We start from the raw sequence: 13,378 nt of genomic DNA, 5'->3' as shown, positions 1-13,378 counted from the left end.
TCACCCCGGCATTCTCGCAGTCGCGTCCGCCTGCGCACCGCGCCGCTCCGCCCGACCCCCGGTTTTCCACAGGACGAAACCGGCCGGCATCCACCCGGCGGTGCCGGGGAAGCGTGTCGAGCATGACCACACCAGATCCCGTCTCCCGCCAGATGAAGGCCACCTGTCCCGAGGACCTGCTCGCCTTCGTGCCCGTCGCCATCGGCTTCGCGCCCACGAGCTCGGTCGTGCTGCTGAGCATCGAGGGCGCCCGGCCGTTCCATGCCCGCATCGACCTGCCCGCGGACGAGTCGGACGTCGACGACGTCCTCGAGGCGCTCCTGCGCCCGGCCTGCCGCAACCAGGTCACCAAGGTCGTCCTGGTCGTCTACGACGACGACACCGCCGTCGCCGACGAGACTGCCTGGTGCCTGCACGAGGGCTTCACCGAGGCCGGCATCGAGGTCTTCGAGCTGCTCCGCGTCCACGACGGCCACTACTTCGCAGTCCTGCCCGGCCGGAGCCCGGAGGCCTACCGCGGGATTCCCTTCGACGTCGGACACCACCGGTTCGCCGTCGAGTCGGTGTTCGGTGGGCGGGTGACGCATCCCTCGCGCGAGGCACTGGCCGCAACCGTGGCCTGCGACCCGGTCGGATCGGGGATCGTCGCCGGGCTGGTGCCCGAGGCCGTCCCCCTGCCCCCGGCGGCGGTGCGCCGGCTCATCGCCACCCACGCCGTGTCCGGCGCGACGGCACCGGCCGAGGAGGTCGCGGTGCTGGCCGTCTCGCTGGCGCTCCCCGACGTGCGGGACGAGGCCTGGCGCTGGCTGCGCCGGGAGAGCGCACGGTCGTACGTCGAGTTCTGGAGCGACGTCGTCCGGCGCACGCCGGAGGAGCTGGTCGCGGGACCGGCCGCGGTGCTCGCGTTCACCTGCTGGCTGGCGGGAGAAGGAGCGCTCGCGTGGTGCGCGGTCGACCGCGCCCGTGCGGTGGCTCCTGCGCACTCCCTGGCCGGCCTGGTGGCGGAGATGCTGACGTCCGCCACCTCGCCGGAGCTGTGGGAGGAGACCGCCCGGCGGATGGGCGAACGGGCGGACGGGGCTGCCTGATCGCTGCGCGGGTCCCCACGGCGCCCCGCGCATGGCTATCGTCTCGACATGGGCGAAGAAGTGGAGCAGCAGGAGTTCTCACGGGCCGACCGCACCGCGTACCGGGAGAAGGTGCGACGCAACCTCGACGTGTTCGCCCGGATGCTGCGCGAGGCCCGCTTCGACACCGATGACCCGATGACCGGGCTGGAGGTCGAGCTCAACCTCGTCGACGACGAGGGCAACCCCGCGCTGAAGAACGCCGAGGTGCTGGACGCGATCGCCTCACCCGAGTTCCAGACCGAGCTGGGCCAGTTCAACATCGAGATCAACGTCGCGCCCGCCACCCTGCGCGAGGGCGGGTTGACCATCTTCGAGGACAGTCTGCGGCGATCGCTCAACGAGGCCGAGTCCAAGGCCGCCCGGTCCGGTGCCCACCAGGTGATGATCGGCATCCTGCCCACCCTGGACGAGGGCCACATGACGGTGCACAGCCTCAGCTCCAACCCCCGCTACAAGCTGCTGAGCGAGCAGATCCTGTCCGCGCGGGGCGAGGACATCACCATCAACATCTCCGGTCGCGACCGGCTCTCGACGACGGCCGACTCGATCGTGCCGGAGGCGGCCTGCACCAGCACCCAGTTCCACGTGCAGACCTCGCCCGACGACTTCGCCGCCTACTGGAACGCCTCGCAGGCGATCGCCGGCGTGCAGCTCGCGGTGGGCGCCAACTCGCCGTACCTCCTCGGCAAGGAGCTGTGGCGCGAGACCCGGATCCCGCTCTTCGAGCAGGCGACCGACACCCGCAGCGACGAGCTCAAGGTGCAGGGGGTCCGGCCCCGGGTGTGGTTCGGCGAGCGCTGGATCACGTCGGTGTTCGACCTGTTCGAGGAGAATGTCCGCTACTTCCCGGCGCTGCTGCCCATCACCGACGACGAGGACCCGCTCGAGGTGCTGGAGGCGGGCGACACCCCCACCCTGTCGGAGCTGCGACTGCACAACGGCACGATCTACCGCTGGAACCGGCCGGTCTACGACATCGCCGGGGGAGTGCCGCACCTGCGCGTGGAGAACCGGCTGCTGGCCGCCGGGCCGACCGTGGCCGACACGATCGCCAACGCGGCCTTCTACTTCGGGCTCGTCCGCTCCCTGGCGGAGAGCGAGCGGCCGCTGTGGTCGCAGATGTCCTTCTCGGCCGCCGAGGAGAACTTCCACGTCGCCGCCCAGCAGGGTGTGGACGCGCAGATCTACTGGCCGGGCATCGGCCAGGTGCGCGCGACCGAGCTGGTCCTGCGCCGCCTGCTGCCGATGGCGCACGAAGGGCTCGATGCCTGGGGCGTCGAGGCCTCGGTGCGCGACCGGCTGCTGGGCATCATCGAGCAGCGGTGCCTGACGGGCACCAACGGTGCGGAGTGGTTCGTCGCCCGGATGCAGGCCCGCGAGGGCGAGGAGCGGTTCGACGCCTTGCGGGCCACGCTGCAGGACTATCGCGAGCGGATGCACACCAACGAGCCCGTGCACACCTGGGACTAGTCAGCTGCCCGGCGCGCCCGAGCGTCGGCGCAGCCGGCTCCACTCGCGCAGCACCTCGCTGCGGGGGTCGCGCCAGCCGGTGCGGGTGACCACGACGAACGGCACGTCCACCTCGGACTCCGCGCAGGCGGCGTACCACGCTGCGGACCAGGCGACGTCGGCGTCGTGCAGCGACAGCGAGCCGCTGCGGCTCAGCCACGCCCACCGGTGAGGGGCGGCGGCTCCTGTGCGCTGGAGGAGGGCGGCGCAGATGTCGGTGCGCAGGGCCTGGTCGAGGAGCTGTCCTCGCTCCACCACGTGTCGCGCGACGGCCAGGCCGGGGGCTCCCACCTGCACCGACACCGGCGCGCGCCCACGCGGTGCGGACTCCTTGAAGTCGATCACCGCCGCTCGCAGCACGGCGTGCTGGATGCGGGTGATCGGCGCGGACAGGGGCATGGGTCCACCATGCCCCGAGTGGACCGGTCGTGCGTCGCGTCGTCCACAGGCTCCCGCCGGGACCGCGGATTGGGTACGGTGCCGGGGAAGCCGGACGCAACGACGCGTGCGGCACCGCGAAGAGGAGACGCCATGGGCACCGTTGTCGTCGGATATGTTCCCAAGCCTGAGGGCGAGGCCGCCCTGGCCACCGCCATCTCGGAGGCCAAGCTCCGCGGCAGCAAGCTCGTCGTGGTCAACTCCCACCGCGGCGGGAACGACTTCGACCAGGGCAAGGCTCGCGCGGCCGAGGACGACATGGACGCCGTGCGCAAGACGCTGGACGCGGCCGGGGTCGAGTACGACATCCGTCAGCTCGTCCGCGGCTTCGAGCCGGCCGAGGACCTCATCAGCCTGGCCGAGGCCAACTCCGCAGAGCTGCTCGTGATCGGGCTGCGCCGCCGCTCGCCCGTCGGCAAGCTGATCCTGGGCTCCAACGCGCAGCGCATCCTGCTCGACGCGCACTGCCCGGTCCTGGCGGTCAAGGCCGACTGAGCCGGGCACGGTGGACGTCGTCGGGCAAGATGTGCGCATGGCCATCCAGATCACCGGCGACGCGAGTGCCGACAAGATCCTCGACGAGTCCCCCTTCGCCCTGCTGGCGGGGATGATGCTCGACCAGCAGTATCCGATGGAGCACGCGTTCCGCGGCCCGGCGAAGGTCACCGACCGCTTCGGGTCCTTCGACCCGGCGGCGATCGCTGCTGCCGACCCCGAGGAGTTCGCCGCGATGGCAGCCACGACGCCGGCGATCCACCGGTTCCCCGGCTCGATGGCCACCAAGCTCCAGGAGCTCGCCCGCATCGTCACCGACGACTACGACGGCGACGCCTCGCGGCTGTGGACCGAGGCGGCTGACGGCAAGGACCTGCTCAAGCGGGTGATGGCCCTGCCGGGCTTCGGAAAGCAGAAGGCGCAGATCTTCGTCGCCCTGCTGGCCAAGCAGCTCGGGGTGCGGCCCGACGGCTGGGAGCAGGCCGTGGGCGACTACGCGCTCGAGGGCTTCCGGTCCGTGGCCGACGTCGTCGATCCCGCCTCCTTGCAGAAGGTGCGCGACTACAAGAAGCAGAAGAAGGCGGCCGCCAAGGTCGCCTCGTCGGCCTGACGAGCACCGCGTGGAAACGCTGTGGAGGCGCCGTTGCCGGGCCTTGACCAAGACCGTGGCAGAATGACAACGCGGCTCTTGACTTGACCGGGCCTTGCCGCGCCCCGATGCCGTTTGACGAGAGGTGTTCGTGTCCCCGCACGCACGCAAGTTGCTCCCCGCAGAGGTGCTCACGCACCCGTCCATCGTTGCGCTGATCGAGCGCGGTTCCCCGGCCGGGAGTGTGACGCCCGAGGAAGTTCGACAAGCCAGTGACGACGCGGCCGTCGAACCCCGACACCTCAAGGCTCTGCTGGTCCACATCAGTGGCCTGGGCATCACCGTGAACGTCGATGCGGCGAGCACCCGGGCGGTGGCAGCCACGTCGAGCACCCGCAAGACGACCACGGCGGCCGCCAAGAAGACCGCGGCCAAGGCTCCGGCCAAGAAGGCCGCCGCCACCAAGGCCACCGCGGCGAAGCCGGCTCCGGTCGACGACGTCGAGGCGCCCGCCAAGAAGGCGCCCGCCAAGAAGGCCCCGGCGAAGAAGGCCGCGGCCAAGAAGGCTGACACGGTCGACGTCGCCGTCGACCTCGTGCCGGCCGTCGTCGGCCCCGACGGCAAGAAGCTGCTCCCTGACCTCCCGGACGAGCAGTTCGAGAAGGACGTCAAGGTCGACCCGACGATCAAGGAGGACGAGAAGCAGGCCTTCACCGTCTCCGCGTCGGACGACACGGACGAGCCCGAGCAGCAGGTCATGGTCGCCGGTGCGACCGCCGACCCGGTCAAGGACTACCTCAAGCAGATCGGCAAGGTGCCCCTCCTCAACGCCGAGATGGAGGTCGAGCTCGCCAAGCGGATCGAGGCCGGCCTCTTCTCCGAGGAGAAGCTCAACAAGGGCGGCAAGATCACCCCGAAGGTCCTCGAGGAGCTCGAGTGGATCTCCGAGGACGGCCGCCGCGCCAAGAACCACCTCCTCGAGGCCAACCTGCGTCTGGTCGTCTCGCTGGCCAAGCGCTACACCGGTCGCGGCATGCTCTTCCTGGACCTCATCCAGGAGGGCAACCTCGGCCTGATCCGCGCGGTCGAGAAGTTCGACTACACCAAGGGCTACAAGTTCTCGACCTACGCCACGTGGTGGATCCGTCAGGCCATCACCCGCGCGATGGCCGACCAGGCGCGCACCATCCGCATCCCGGTGCACATGGTCGAGGTCATCAACAAGCTCGCTCGCGTCCAGCGGCAGATGCTCCAGGACCTGGGCCGCGAGCCCACGCCCGAGGAGCTCGCCAAGGAGCTCGACATGACCCCCGAGAAGGTCATCGAGGTCCAGAAGTACGGCCGCGAGCCCATCTCGCTGCACACGCCCCTGGGTGAGGACGGCGACTCCGAGTTCGGCGACCTGATCGAGGACTCCGAGGCCATCGTGCCCGCCGACGCGGTCAGCTTCACGCTGCTGCAGGAGCAGCTGCACGCCGTGCTCGACACCCTCTCCGAGCGTGAGGCGGGTGTCGTGTCGATGCGCTTCGGTCTCACCGACGGCCAGCCCAAGACGCTCGACGAGATCGGCAAGGTCTACGGCGTGACGCGCGAGCGCATCCGTCAGATCGAGTCGAAGACGATGAGCAAGCTGCGCCACCCGTCGCGCTCGCAGGTGCTCCGGGACTACCTGGACTGATCGAGACCTCTCGTGCGAACCGCGGTCGCCCTGCTCTGTGCGGGGTCGGCCGCGGTTGCATTTGGCTGTACGGCGCCAGCAGACGAGCCCCGCGACCCGCCCGTCCAGCTGCCGTCCGTGGGCTTCGTGCTCTTCGACCCCGAGCTCGACGGCGCGCAGCCGGTCACGACCACCGTCGACCCCGACCACGTCTCCACGACCTACGAGTGGGCCGAGCACCAGGGGTTCACGCTCTCGCAGCAGCCTGACCCCGGCAGCGACCTGTGCGAGGCGCTGGCCGCTCGCCGGATGGCGGGGGACTCCTGCACGGTCACCGACGGGGTGATGGTGACGCGGATGGAGGAGATGAGTGGCGTCGCGCTGGTGCGCGGCGCGACCCTGCTCTTCGCCAGCGGGCTGGTCACCGAGGCCGACGCTGGGTTGCTCGACCGCGCGACGGAGGCGCTGCGGGCCGCCCCGGAGACGACCCTCGACGACCTGGGCGACGTGCGTGCGGGCACAGCGGCACCGGCCGAGCCCGTCACCGCACCGGTGGTCCCGGACGACTTCGAGGTCGCGACCGCGATGAAGGCGGTCCGGCACCTGGCCGGCACCATCGGTCCGCGGGAGGCGACGAGCCCGGCCTACGCGCGCGCGGCCCGCTGGGTGGGCAGGCAGTTCGACCGGCTCGGCTACACCGTGCAGCGGCAGCGCATCGCCGTACCCGCCGGAAGCTCGTGGGGCGTGCCCGTCGACGCGGGACGGTCGCTGAACGTCGTCGCCCGGCCGCCCGGGTTCGAGCCGGAGCAGCCCCACCTCGTCGTCGGGGCCCACCTCGACACCGTGCCGCAGGCGCCCGGGGCCGAGGACAATGCGTCGGGCATCGGCGTCATGCTGGCCGTCGCCGAGGCGACGGCGCTGCGCCACACCCGGCTGCCGGTCGTCTTCGTCGCCTTCGGGGCGGAGGAGCCGCGGAGCGGGACCGATCCCGAGCAGCACCACTTCGGGTCACGGGCCTACGTGCGGACGCTGTCGCCGGGGGAGCGCGACGCGATTCGCGGCATGGTCTCGCTCGATCGCGTCGGGGTCGGCGCGCGGGTGCCGGTGGGTTCGGCCGACGACACCGACCCGGTCCAGCGGCAGCTGCTCGCGGCCGCTCGACATGCCGGTGTGCCGACGACTCCCGACCCCGACCAACGCAGCAGCGACCACTGGTCCTTCGTGCGTACCGGGCTGCCGGGAGCGCGCTTGGGCAGCACGCCGTACGTCGGCTACCACTCGGCGCAGGACGTGGTGTCCGTCGTCGAGCCTGCCCAGGTCGAGCGGGTGGGCCGGCTGCTGCTGGCCTGGCTGGCCCCGCGCTGACGCGTCAGAAGCCTGCGCAGCGTCGGAGCGCTGCCAGGTCTGCCTCGAAGCCGGCCGCACTCGTGAGCTCTTGCGGCAGGCCGTCGGTGCCGATCCGGGCCGGCGCCCACTCGCGGTCGACCACTCGCGCGCGACCGGAGGGATCGGCCGGCGGCCGGACGGTGAGGGTGAGCACGCCGGTGGTCGCAGTGGGGGTGTACCAGGCGTAGTTGCCCAGGCCGTAGGCCACGTAGCCGGGTCCGAGCCGTCCGTCGCCCTGGAGCTGGTGCGCGTGGCTGCCGACGACCACGTCGGCGCCTCGATCCACCAGGTCGGCGGCGAGGGTGCGCTGGTCGTCGGTGGGGCAGTCCTCGCCCTGGATGCCCCAGTGCAGGTAGACGACGACCACGTCGGCGGTCTCGTCGGCAGCGGCGACGGCGCGCAGCAGCCGCCGCGGGTCGACGGCGTCGGCGGTGCCGGGGGAGCCGTCGGTCGCGGCCCAGTGCCCGGTGGGGTCCGCGGTCGGGTCGGTGGCGGCGAGCGTGGCCCCGATGGTCGCGACGGTGGTGCCCCGGATCTCGGTGAGGGCCGGTGCGAAGGCGTCGTCGCGGTTGCGGCCGATCCCGACGACCGTCAACGAAGGCTCGGTCTCGTCGAACGTCTCCTTCAGGAGTGCGAGGCCGAAGTCGAGCGCATGGTTGTTGGCCATCGAGGCCACGTCGATCCCGGCCTCGGCCAGCGCCCGGAAGGCTGTGGGCGGCGCCTGGAAGGTGAACCTCTTGGCCGGGTCGGGGCGGCCGCCGGTCCCGACCGAGGTCTCCAGGTTGACGATCGCCAGGTCAGCGGCCGCGAGCGTGCCGGTGACCGGCGCCAGCGCCGTGGCCGGGTCGTCGAGCCGCGCGCGCAGCGCGCCCTCGAAGTGGATGTCGCCGGCCACCGCGATCGTCAGCGTGCGCGGGGTGCTGGGGGCTGCCGTGGCGGGGCTGGTGGTCCCGGTCGTCGCTGCGTGCACCTCGGGGGCCTCGTCGGCTGGTGGCGTCGCCGTACAGGCAGGCAGCGCGAGCATCGCGACGACGAGCGGCCACCTCATGGCCTCACAGTAGGGGTCAGCCGGCCGCGACCAGGGCGACGCACAGGCCGCAGAACCCCAGGCCGAGCGCCTGGCCGCGATGGATGTGCTCGCGCAGGACGGTCGCCGCCAGCAGGATCGTGAAGGCGGGGTAGAGCGAGGTGAGCACGGCGGCCACCGTCAGCAGGCCGGACTGGGTGGCGAGCAGGAAGGCGAGCGCGGCAGCGCTGGCCAGCACGCCGGCCAGCAGGCCGCCGGTGACCTCGGACCGTGCGGTCGGGCGCCAGGGGGCCCTGAGCATGGTCGCGGTGAGGACCACGGCGACCAGGGCCGCCGCCTGGGCGACAGCGAGCGGCCAGAAGCCGGCACCGTCGGGGACCTGGCCGATGGCGGCGAAGAGCAGGCCGAAGCCGAGGCCGGCGAGGATGCCGTCGACCAGACCTGCGGCCAGGCTGCCGTCACCACCCGGCTCGCGGCTGACCAGCCAGATGCCGGGGACGGCGGCGGCGATGCCGAGCCAGACGAGCAGCTCGGGCCGCTCACCGGCAGAAACGCCCACCGCGACGGGCAGGATGGCCGCGCCAACGGCCGAGATCGGCGCCACGACGCCCATCCGGCCGGCGGCGAAGCCGCGGTAGAGGAAGGCGCCGCCGAGGCCCGACCCGACACCGCCCAGGGCGCCCCAGGCGAGGTCGGTGCCGCTGGCGTGGCCGGCGGTGCCGAGCGCGATCAGGACCGAGCAGGCGAAGGCGCCGATCGCGCACATGAACGCCACCGGCCAGGCGGAGGTGCGACGTGATGCGAGGCCACCGGCGAAGTCAGACAGGCCGTAGGCCAGCGCAGCGGCCAGGGCCAGCACGATGCCCATCAGCCGGTCACCACGATGCCGACGATCCAGGTGGCGACGGCCAGCAGCGACGCCGTGAGCTCGATCACGATGGAGAGGCCGACCGCACGGAGGGCGTGCCGGGTCGCCGGGCCGGCGGCTGCCGCACCGAGGCGGCGGCGCTCGGCGGCGTACACCCCGAGGACGAAGCCGATGAACAGCCCGACGACCGGGACCACGAAGAAGCCGACGATGCCAACCACGCCGCCCACCACGAGCGTGGAGCGCGGGACGCCGGCTGCCTTGAGGCGGCGGCCGGGGACGACGTACTTCACGATCGTCCCGATGGCCAGGAACCCCAGCGCGATCGCGACGACGACCCAGCCGGTGGAGGTGTTGAGGTCGATTGCCCAGAGCAGCAGCCCGCCGACGAGCAGGAGCAGCCCCGGGATCACCGGGACGATGATGCCGGCGATGCCGACCGCGAGCAGCGCGGCCACGACGAGTTCGGTGAAGGTCACGGGGGGAGCCTTCCACAACGACGACGGCCCCCGACCGGATGGTCGGGGGCCGTCGTGGCGTAGGTGGGTGGCGGCTCAGTCGCTGTCGCGAGCACCGGCCGGCGTGGGCTCGAGCTTGTGCGTCTCGTCGTGCACGTGGGACGCGATCGAACGGAGCTTGTCTCCGTGCTCCCGGGCGTGGTGGGCACAGAAGAGCAACTCACCGCCGGTCTGCAGCTCGACACGCAGGTAGGCCTGGGCACCGCAGCGGTCGCAGCGGTCAGCTGCCGTCAGGGCGGCAGGCTGGGGGGCAATGGCTGTAGTCACATCGGCCTCATTTCTCTCCATCGGTGTCTGGCCCAACGTAGTCACCGGGTCAAAGATTCCCGGCTGGTGCAATCGGGGTGGGACGTGGCCATCCAATCATTGATACGTGTACCCCGTTGGGCGTATCCCCAACCGTGGGACGTGCCTGGTGTTCGTTGCGTTGCGGTCGAACGGATTGCGTGATGCGAATGTGATCACGCTAGACCTGTCATGTCCTCGAGGGCGGCAAGCGTGCCCTGCGCCGCTCCACGGCGTGTCGCGGGTAGGTTTTCTCCTTGTGGCAGCACCGGCAGACAACACGTACAACGCGGCACACCTCCTCGTCCTCGAGGGGCTCGATGCGGTTCGCAAGCGCCCCGGCATGTACATCGGCTCGACGGACACCCGCGGGCTGATGCACTGCCTGTGGGAGATCATCGACAACGGTGTCGACGAGGCGCTCGCGGGCGTCGCCCACCGCGTCGAGATCACCCTGCACCCCGACGACTCGGTCGAGGTCTACGACGACGGTCGCGGCATCCCGACGGACAAGGAGCCCAAGACCGGGCTCCCCGGCGTCGAGGTGGTCGCCACCAAGCTGCACGCCGGCGGCAAGTTCGGCGGCGGCTCCTACGTCGCGACCGGTGGCCTGCACGGCGTCGGACTATCGGTGGTCAACGCGCTGTCATCGCGGATGGACATCGACGTCGATCGTTCGCCCACCCAGCAGGGCCTGTCGTTCCAGCGCGGCGTGCCCGGCGTCTTCGACGGCGAGGGCCCCACGGCTTCCTTCAAGCCGCAGTCGGGCCTGACCCGCAAGGGCAAGCGGGTCGCGAAGGACAAGACCGGCACCCGCATCCACTTCTGGCCGGACCGGCAGATCTTCACCAAGGACGCCGGCGTCGAGATCGAGGGCCTGCTGGGCCGCGCCCGCCAGACGTCGTACATCGTCCCCGGCCTCGAGCTGGTCATCAACGACCAGCGCGGTCCGGAGCCCGTCTGCGAGAAGTTCCTGCACGAGGGCGGCATCAGCGAGTTCGCCGACTTCCTCTCCCAGGGGGAGCCAGTCACCGACATCCTGCGCCTGCAGGGCATGGACACCTTCACCGAGACCGTGCCGTTGCTCGACGACAAGGGGCACATGACGCCGCAGGAGGTCGAGCGCGAGCTGACCGTCGACGTCGCGCTGCGCTGGTCCAACACCTACGACACCCAGGTCCGCTCCTTCGTCAACGTGATCGCGACGCCCAAGGGCGGCACGCACGTCAGCGGCTTCGAGTCGGCGATCACCTCGACGTTCAACGACGTGATGCGCTCGGCCAAGGTGCTCAAGGTCAACGACGACAACGTGATCAAGGACGACGTGCTCGAGGGCATGACCGGCGTCGTGACGGTCCGGCTGGCCGAGCCGCAGTTCGAGGGCCAGACCAAGGAGATCCTCGGCACCCCGGCGGCTCGCAACGTCGTGCGCAAGGTCGTCGCCGCCGAGCTCAAAAACTTCCTCACCTCCACCAAGCGGGCCGAGAAGGCCCAGGCCAAGCTGGTCATGGAGAAGGTCGTCGGCGCCTCCAAGACCCGGATCGCGGCCAAGCAGCACAAGGAGACCCAGCGCCGGAAGAACGCGCTCGAGTCCTCCGCGCTGCCGGCCAAGCTCGCAGACTGCCGCTCGGCCGACAACGAGCGCACCGAGCTGTTCATCGTCGAGGGTGACTCGGCGTTGGGTACGGCGAAGTTCGCGCGTGACTCCGAGTACCAGGCGCTGCTCCCGATCCGCGGGAAGATCCTCAACGTCCAGAAGGCCTCGGTGGGCGACATGCTCAAGAACACCGAGTGCGCCTCGATCATCCAGGTCGTCGGCGCCGGCTCGGGGCGTACCTTCGACCTCGAGTCCGCCCGCTACGGGCGGATCATCTTCATGGCCGACGCGGACTCCGACGGCTCGCACATCCGCTGCCTGCTCGCCACCCTGTTCTTCAAGTACATGCCCGAGCTGCTCAAGGAAGGGCGGGTCTACACCGCCGTACCCCCGCTGCACCGCATCGAGCTGACCAACCCCAAGAAGGGGATGGACAAGTACGTCTACACCTACTCCGACGACGAGCTGCACCGCCGCCTCGCCGAGCTGAAGAAGAAGAACGTGCGCTGGAAGGAACCCCCGCAGCGCTACAAGGGCCTCGGTGAGATGGACGCCGACCAGCTGTCCGAGACGACCATGGACCCCCGCCACCGCACCCTGCGCCGGCTGACCGTCGACGACGCCGAGGTCGCTGCCCAGGTCTTCGAGCTGCTGATGGGCTCCGACGTCGCGCCGCGCAAAGAGTTCATCGTGCAGGGCGCCTATGAGGTCGACGTCGAGACCCTCGACGCCTAGGACGCGTGAAGCGCACGCGTTCTGACGCGTGGAAACGCACGCGTTCGCTGCGTCGTCACTACGCTGCTCGCCATGATGAGAGCTGCAGAAGATGTCGCCCTGGGAACGCAGATGGCTGTTGGTGGTCTGGAGTTCCTGGCCCTCAGCCTGGTGATGTGGGCAGTCGCGGCATACGTCGCCTACTGGGTGCTGCGGAAGGCGATCGCGCACGGGATCCAGGACGCACAGCGACATGGCGAGAACCGGAGCGACGACGAGTTGCGCGCCCCGGACGCACCCCTCGATCGCTAGGTGCCCGACTGTGTGGCTTCGGTGTCACATGGAGACACCGAAGCCACACGGTCGTCGCGTCAGGGGAGGAGGGTGCGCAGCGACGCGTGCGCCTCGACCAGGGACGGGCCGTACCACGTGATCAGCCGGCCCGACACGAGCTCGGTGGGCGTCGTGAAGGCCTCCGGGCCGTCGTCGGCGGTGAAGACGTAGGGCTCGTCGGGCAGCAGCACCGCGTCGGCTCCGGCGCCGTCGATGACGGCCAGGTCGAGGCTCGGATAGCGGTCGGGCTGGTCGGTGAAGACGTTGACAAGGCCCGCGCGGGCGAGCAGGTCACCGGTGAAGGTGTTGCGGCCGACCACCATCCACGGATCCCGCCAGATGGGTACGGCGACGCGCGCACGCGCCACCATCGGCTCCCCGCACCACAGCTCACGAGCCTGGGCGAGCCAGGCAGGTCGCTGCCAGCGCAGCACGTCGTCGAAGAGCTCCTCCATGGCGTCGATCGCCTGAGGGACGGTCTCGATGACGCTGACCCACACCTCGACGCCAGCATCGCGCAGACGGCGTACGTCGAGCTCGCGGTTCTCCTCCTTGTTCGTGATCACCACGTCCGGAGCCAGGGCGATGATCGCCTTGGTGTCGGGATTCTTGGTGCCCCGCACTCGCCGTACGTCGAGGTCGGCCGGGTGGGTGCACCAGTCGGTCACGCCGACCAGGGCACCCGCGTCGACGCTGGCGATCGCCTCCGTCAGCGACGGGACGAGGCTGACCACCCGGCGCAGGCCGCCGTGGCCACTCTCGGGCTCGGTTTCGTCCCGCCCGTCGCCCGGGCTCGCAGGCTCGCCCGGGCGGGGCTTGCTCAACCCCTTCG

Annotated in this window: 14 protein-coding genes; 8 read left to right on the top strand and 6 right to left on the bottom strand. The window is 70.8% G+C overall.

Annotated elements, in window-relative coordinates:
• Positions 1-122: 122 nt before the first annotated feature.
• Both C9J87_RS13800 and C9J87_RS13795 read left to right on the top strand, forming a co-directional pair.
• Positions 123-1,088 (top strand): DUF4192 domain-containing protein, encoded by a 966-nt coding sequence (locus tag C9J87_RS13800; protein WP_084622862.1) that lies wholly within the window; start codon positions 123-125, stop codon positions 1,086-1,088.
• A gap of 48 nt (positions 1,089-1,136) precedes the next feature.
• Positions 1,137-2,600: a glutamate--cysteine ligase family protein gene (locus tag C9J87_RS13795; protein WP_010833411.1), complete on the top strand. Its 1,464-nt coding sequence runs from the start codon at positions 1,137-1,139 to the stop codon at positions 2,598-2,600.
• Here the strand turns inward: C9J87_RS13795 and C9J87_RS13790 are convergent, their stop codons facing one another.
• Positions 2,601-3,038, bottom strand: coding sequence for a hypothetical protein (locus tag C9J87_RS13790; protein WP_010833412.1), 438 nt, complete (start codon positions 3,036-3,038; stop codon positions 2,601-2,603). It lies immediately after the preceding gene.
• A gap of 132 nt (positions 3,039-3,170) precedes the next feature.
• Here C9J87_RS13790 and C9J87_RS13785 point away from each other — a divergent pair, with 132 nt between their 5' ends.
• The 4 genes from C9J87_RS13785 to C9J87_RS20275 all read left to right on the top strand — a co-directional run bounded on the left by C9J87_RS13785 (position 3,171) and on the right by C9J87_RS20275 (position 7,183).
• Positions 3,171-3,572 (top strand): universal stress protein, encoded by a 402-nt coding sequence (locus tag C9J87_RS13785; RefSeq protein WP_010833413.1) that lies wholly within the window; start codon positions 3,171-3,173, stop codon positions 3,570-3,572.
• Between the two features lie 37 nt (positions 3,573-3,609).
• Positions 3,610-4,182 carry an HhH-GPD-type base excision DNA repair protein gene (locus C9J87_RS13780; protein ID WP_036490883.1) on the top strand — a complete coding sequence of 191 codons (573 nt, stop codon included), beginning with the start codon at positions 3,610-3,612 and terminating at the stop codon, positions 4,180-4,182.
• 124 nt (positions 4,183-4,306) lie between these two features.
• Entirely contained in the window at positions 4,307-5,839 is a 1,533-nt protein-coding gene (locus C9J87_RS13775; RefSeq protein WP_036490887.1) for an RNA polymerase sigma factor, read from the top strand.
• Between the two features lie 12 nt (positions 5,840-5,851).
• Complete coding sequence (locus C9J87_RS20275) at positions 5,852-7,183, top strand: M28 family metallopeptidase (RefSeq protein WP_232211500.1); 1,332 nt, start codon at positions 5,852-5,854, stop codon at positions 7,181-7,183.
• Between the two features lie 4 nt (positions 7,184-7,187).
• Here C9J87_RS20275 and C9J87_RS13765 read toward each other — a convergent pair whose 3' ends face one another.
• The 4 genes from C9J87_RS13765 to C9J87_RS13750 all read right to left on the bottom strand — a co-directional run bounded on the left by C9J87_RS13765 (position 7,188) and on the right by C9J87_RS13750 (position 9,905).
• Positions 7,188-8,252: a CapA family protein gene (locus tag C9J87_RS13765; protein WP_010833417.1), complete on the bottom strand. Its 1,065-nt coding sequence runs from the start codon at positions 8,250-8,252 to the stop codon at positions 7,188-7,190.
• A gap of 16 nt (positions 8,253-8,268) precedes the next feature.
• Positions 8,269-9,099, bottom strand: coding sequence for an EamA family transporter (locus C9J87_RS13760; protein WP_010833418.1), 831 nt, complete (start codon positions 9,097-9,099; stop codon positions 8,269-8,271).
• Positions 9,099-9,578, bottom strand: a complete 480-nt coding sequence (locus tag C9J87_RS13755) for a DUF456 domain-containing protein (protein WP_010833419.1) — start codon at positions 9,576-9,578, stop codon at positions 9,099-9,101. The genes C9J87_RS13760 and C9J87_RS13755 overlap by 1 nt, the downstream gene beginning before the upstream one ends.
• Positions 9,579-9,653: 75 nt before the next feature.
• Entirely contained in the window at positions 9,654-9,905 is a 252-nt protein-coding gene (locus C9J87_RS13750; RefSeq protein ID WP_198016834.1) for a DUF7455 domain-containing protein, read from the bottom strand.
• Between the two features lie 256 nt (positions 9,906-10,161).
• Between C9J87_RS13750 and C9J87_RS13745 the strand changes: the two genes are divergently transcribed.
• Both C9J87_RS13745 and C9J87_RS13740 read left to right on the top strand, forming a co-directional pair.
• Entirely contained in the window at positions 10,162-12,234 is a 2,073-nt protein-coding gene (locus tag C9J87_RS13745; RefSeq protein ID WP_232820053.1) for a DNA gyrase/topoisomerase IV subunit B, read from the top strand.
• Positions 12,235-12,306: 72 nt separating this feature from the next.
• On the top strand, positions 12,307-12,525 hold the full coding sequence (locus C9J87_RS13740) for a hypothetical protein (protein ID WP_198652361.1): 219 nt from the start codon (positions 12,307-12,309) through the stop codon (positions 12,523-12,525).
• Between the two features lie 59 nt (positions 12,526-12,584).
• Here the strand turns inward: C9J87_RS13740 and C9J87_RS13735 are convergent, their stop codons facing one another.
• Complete coding sequence (locus C9J87_RS13735) at positions 12,585-13,370, bottom strand: helical backbone metal receptor (protein WP_332248892.1); 786 nt, start codon at positions 13,368-13,370, stop codon at positions 12,585-12,587.
• Positions 13,371-13,378: the final 8 nt, after the last annotated feature.

It is taken from the genome of Nocardioides allogilvus, assembly GCF_003047285.1.
GTDB classification, from domain to species: domain Bacteria; phylum Actinomycetota; class Actinomycetes; order Propionibacteriales; family Nocardioidaceae; genus Nocardioides; species Nocardioides allogilvus.
The sequence above is the reverse complement of the archived record's forward strand: the minus strand, read 5'-3'. Positions and strand labels throughout refer to the sequence as shown.

What these genes read in the sequence shown, in the direction of transcription:
- C9J87_RS13740 (WP_198652361.1), top strand. Translation starts at nt 12,307, where the DNA reads ATGATGAGAGCTGCAGAAGATGTCGCCCTGGGAACGCAGATGGCTGTT.
- C9J87_RS13760 (WP_010833418.1), bottom strand. Translation starts at nt 9,099, where the DNA reads ATGGGCATCGTGCTGGCCCTGGCCGCTGCGCTGGCCTACGGCCTGTCT.
- C9J87_RS13785 (WP_010833413.1), top strand. Translation starts at nt 3,171, where the DNA reads ATGGGCACCGTTGTCGTCGGATATGTTCCCAAGCCTGAGGGCGAGGCC.
- C9J87_RS13795 (WP_010833411.1), top strand. Translation starts at nt 1,137, where the DNA reads ATGGGCGAAGAAGTGGAGCAGCAGGAGTTCTCACGGGCCGACCGCACC.
- C9J87_RS13790 (WP_010833412.1), bottom strand. Translation starts at nt 3,038, where the DNA reads ATGCCCCTGTCCGCGCCGATCACCCGCATCCAGCACGCCGTGCTGCGA.
- C9J87_RS13780 (WP_036490883.1), top strand. Translation starts at nt 3,610, where the DNA reads ATGGCCATCCAGATCACCGGCGACGCGAGTGCCGACAAGATCCTCGAC.
- C9J87_RS13765 (WP_010833417.1), bottom strand. Translation starts at nt 8,252, where the DNA reads ATGAGGTGGCCGCTCGTCGTCGCGATGCTCGCGCTGCCTGCCTGTACG.
- C9J87_RS13750 (WP_198016834.1), bottom strand. Translation starts at nt 9,905, where the DNA reads ATGGAGAGAAATGAGGCCGATGTGACTACAGCCATTGCCCCCCAGCCT.
- C9J87_RS13800 (WP_084622862.1), top strand. Translation starts at nt 123, where the DNA reads ATGACCACACCAGATCCCGTCTCCCGCCAGATGAAGGCCACCTGTCCC.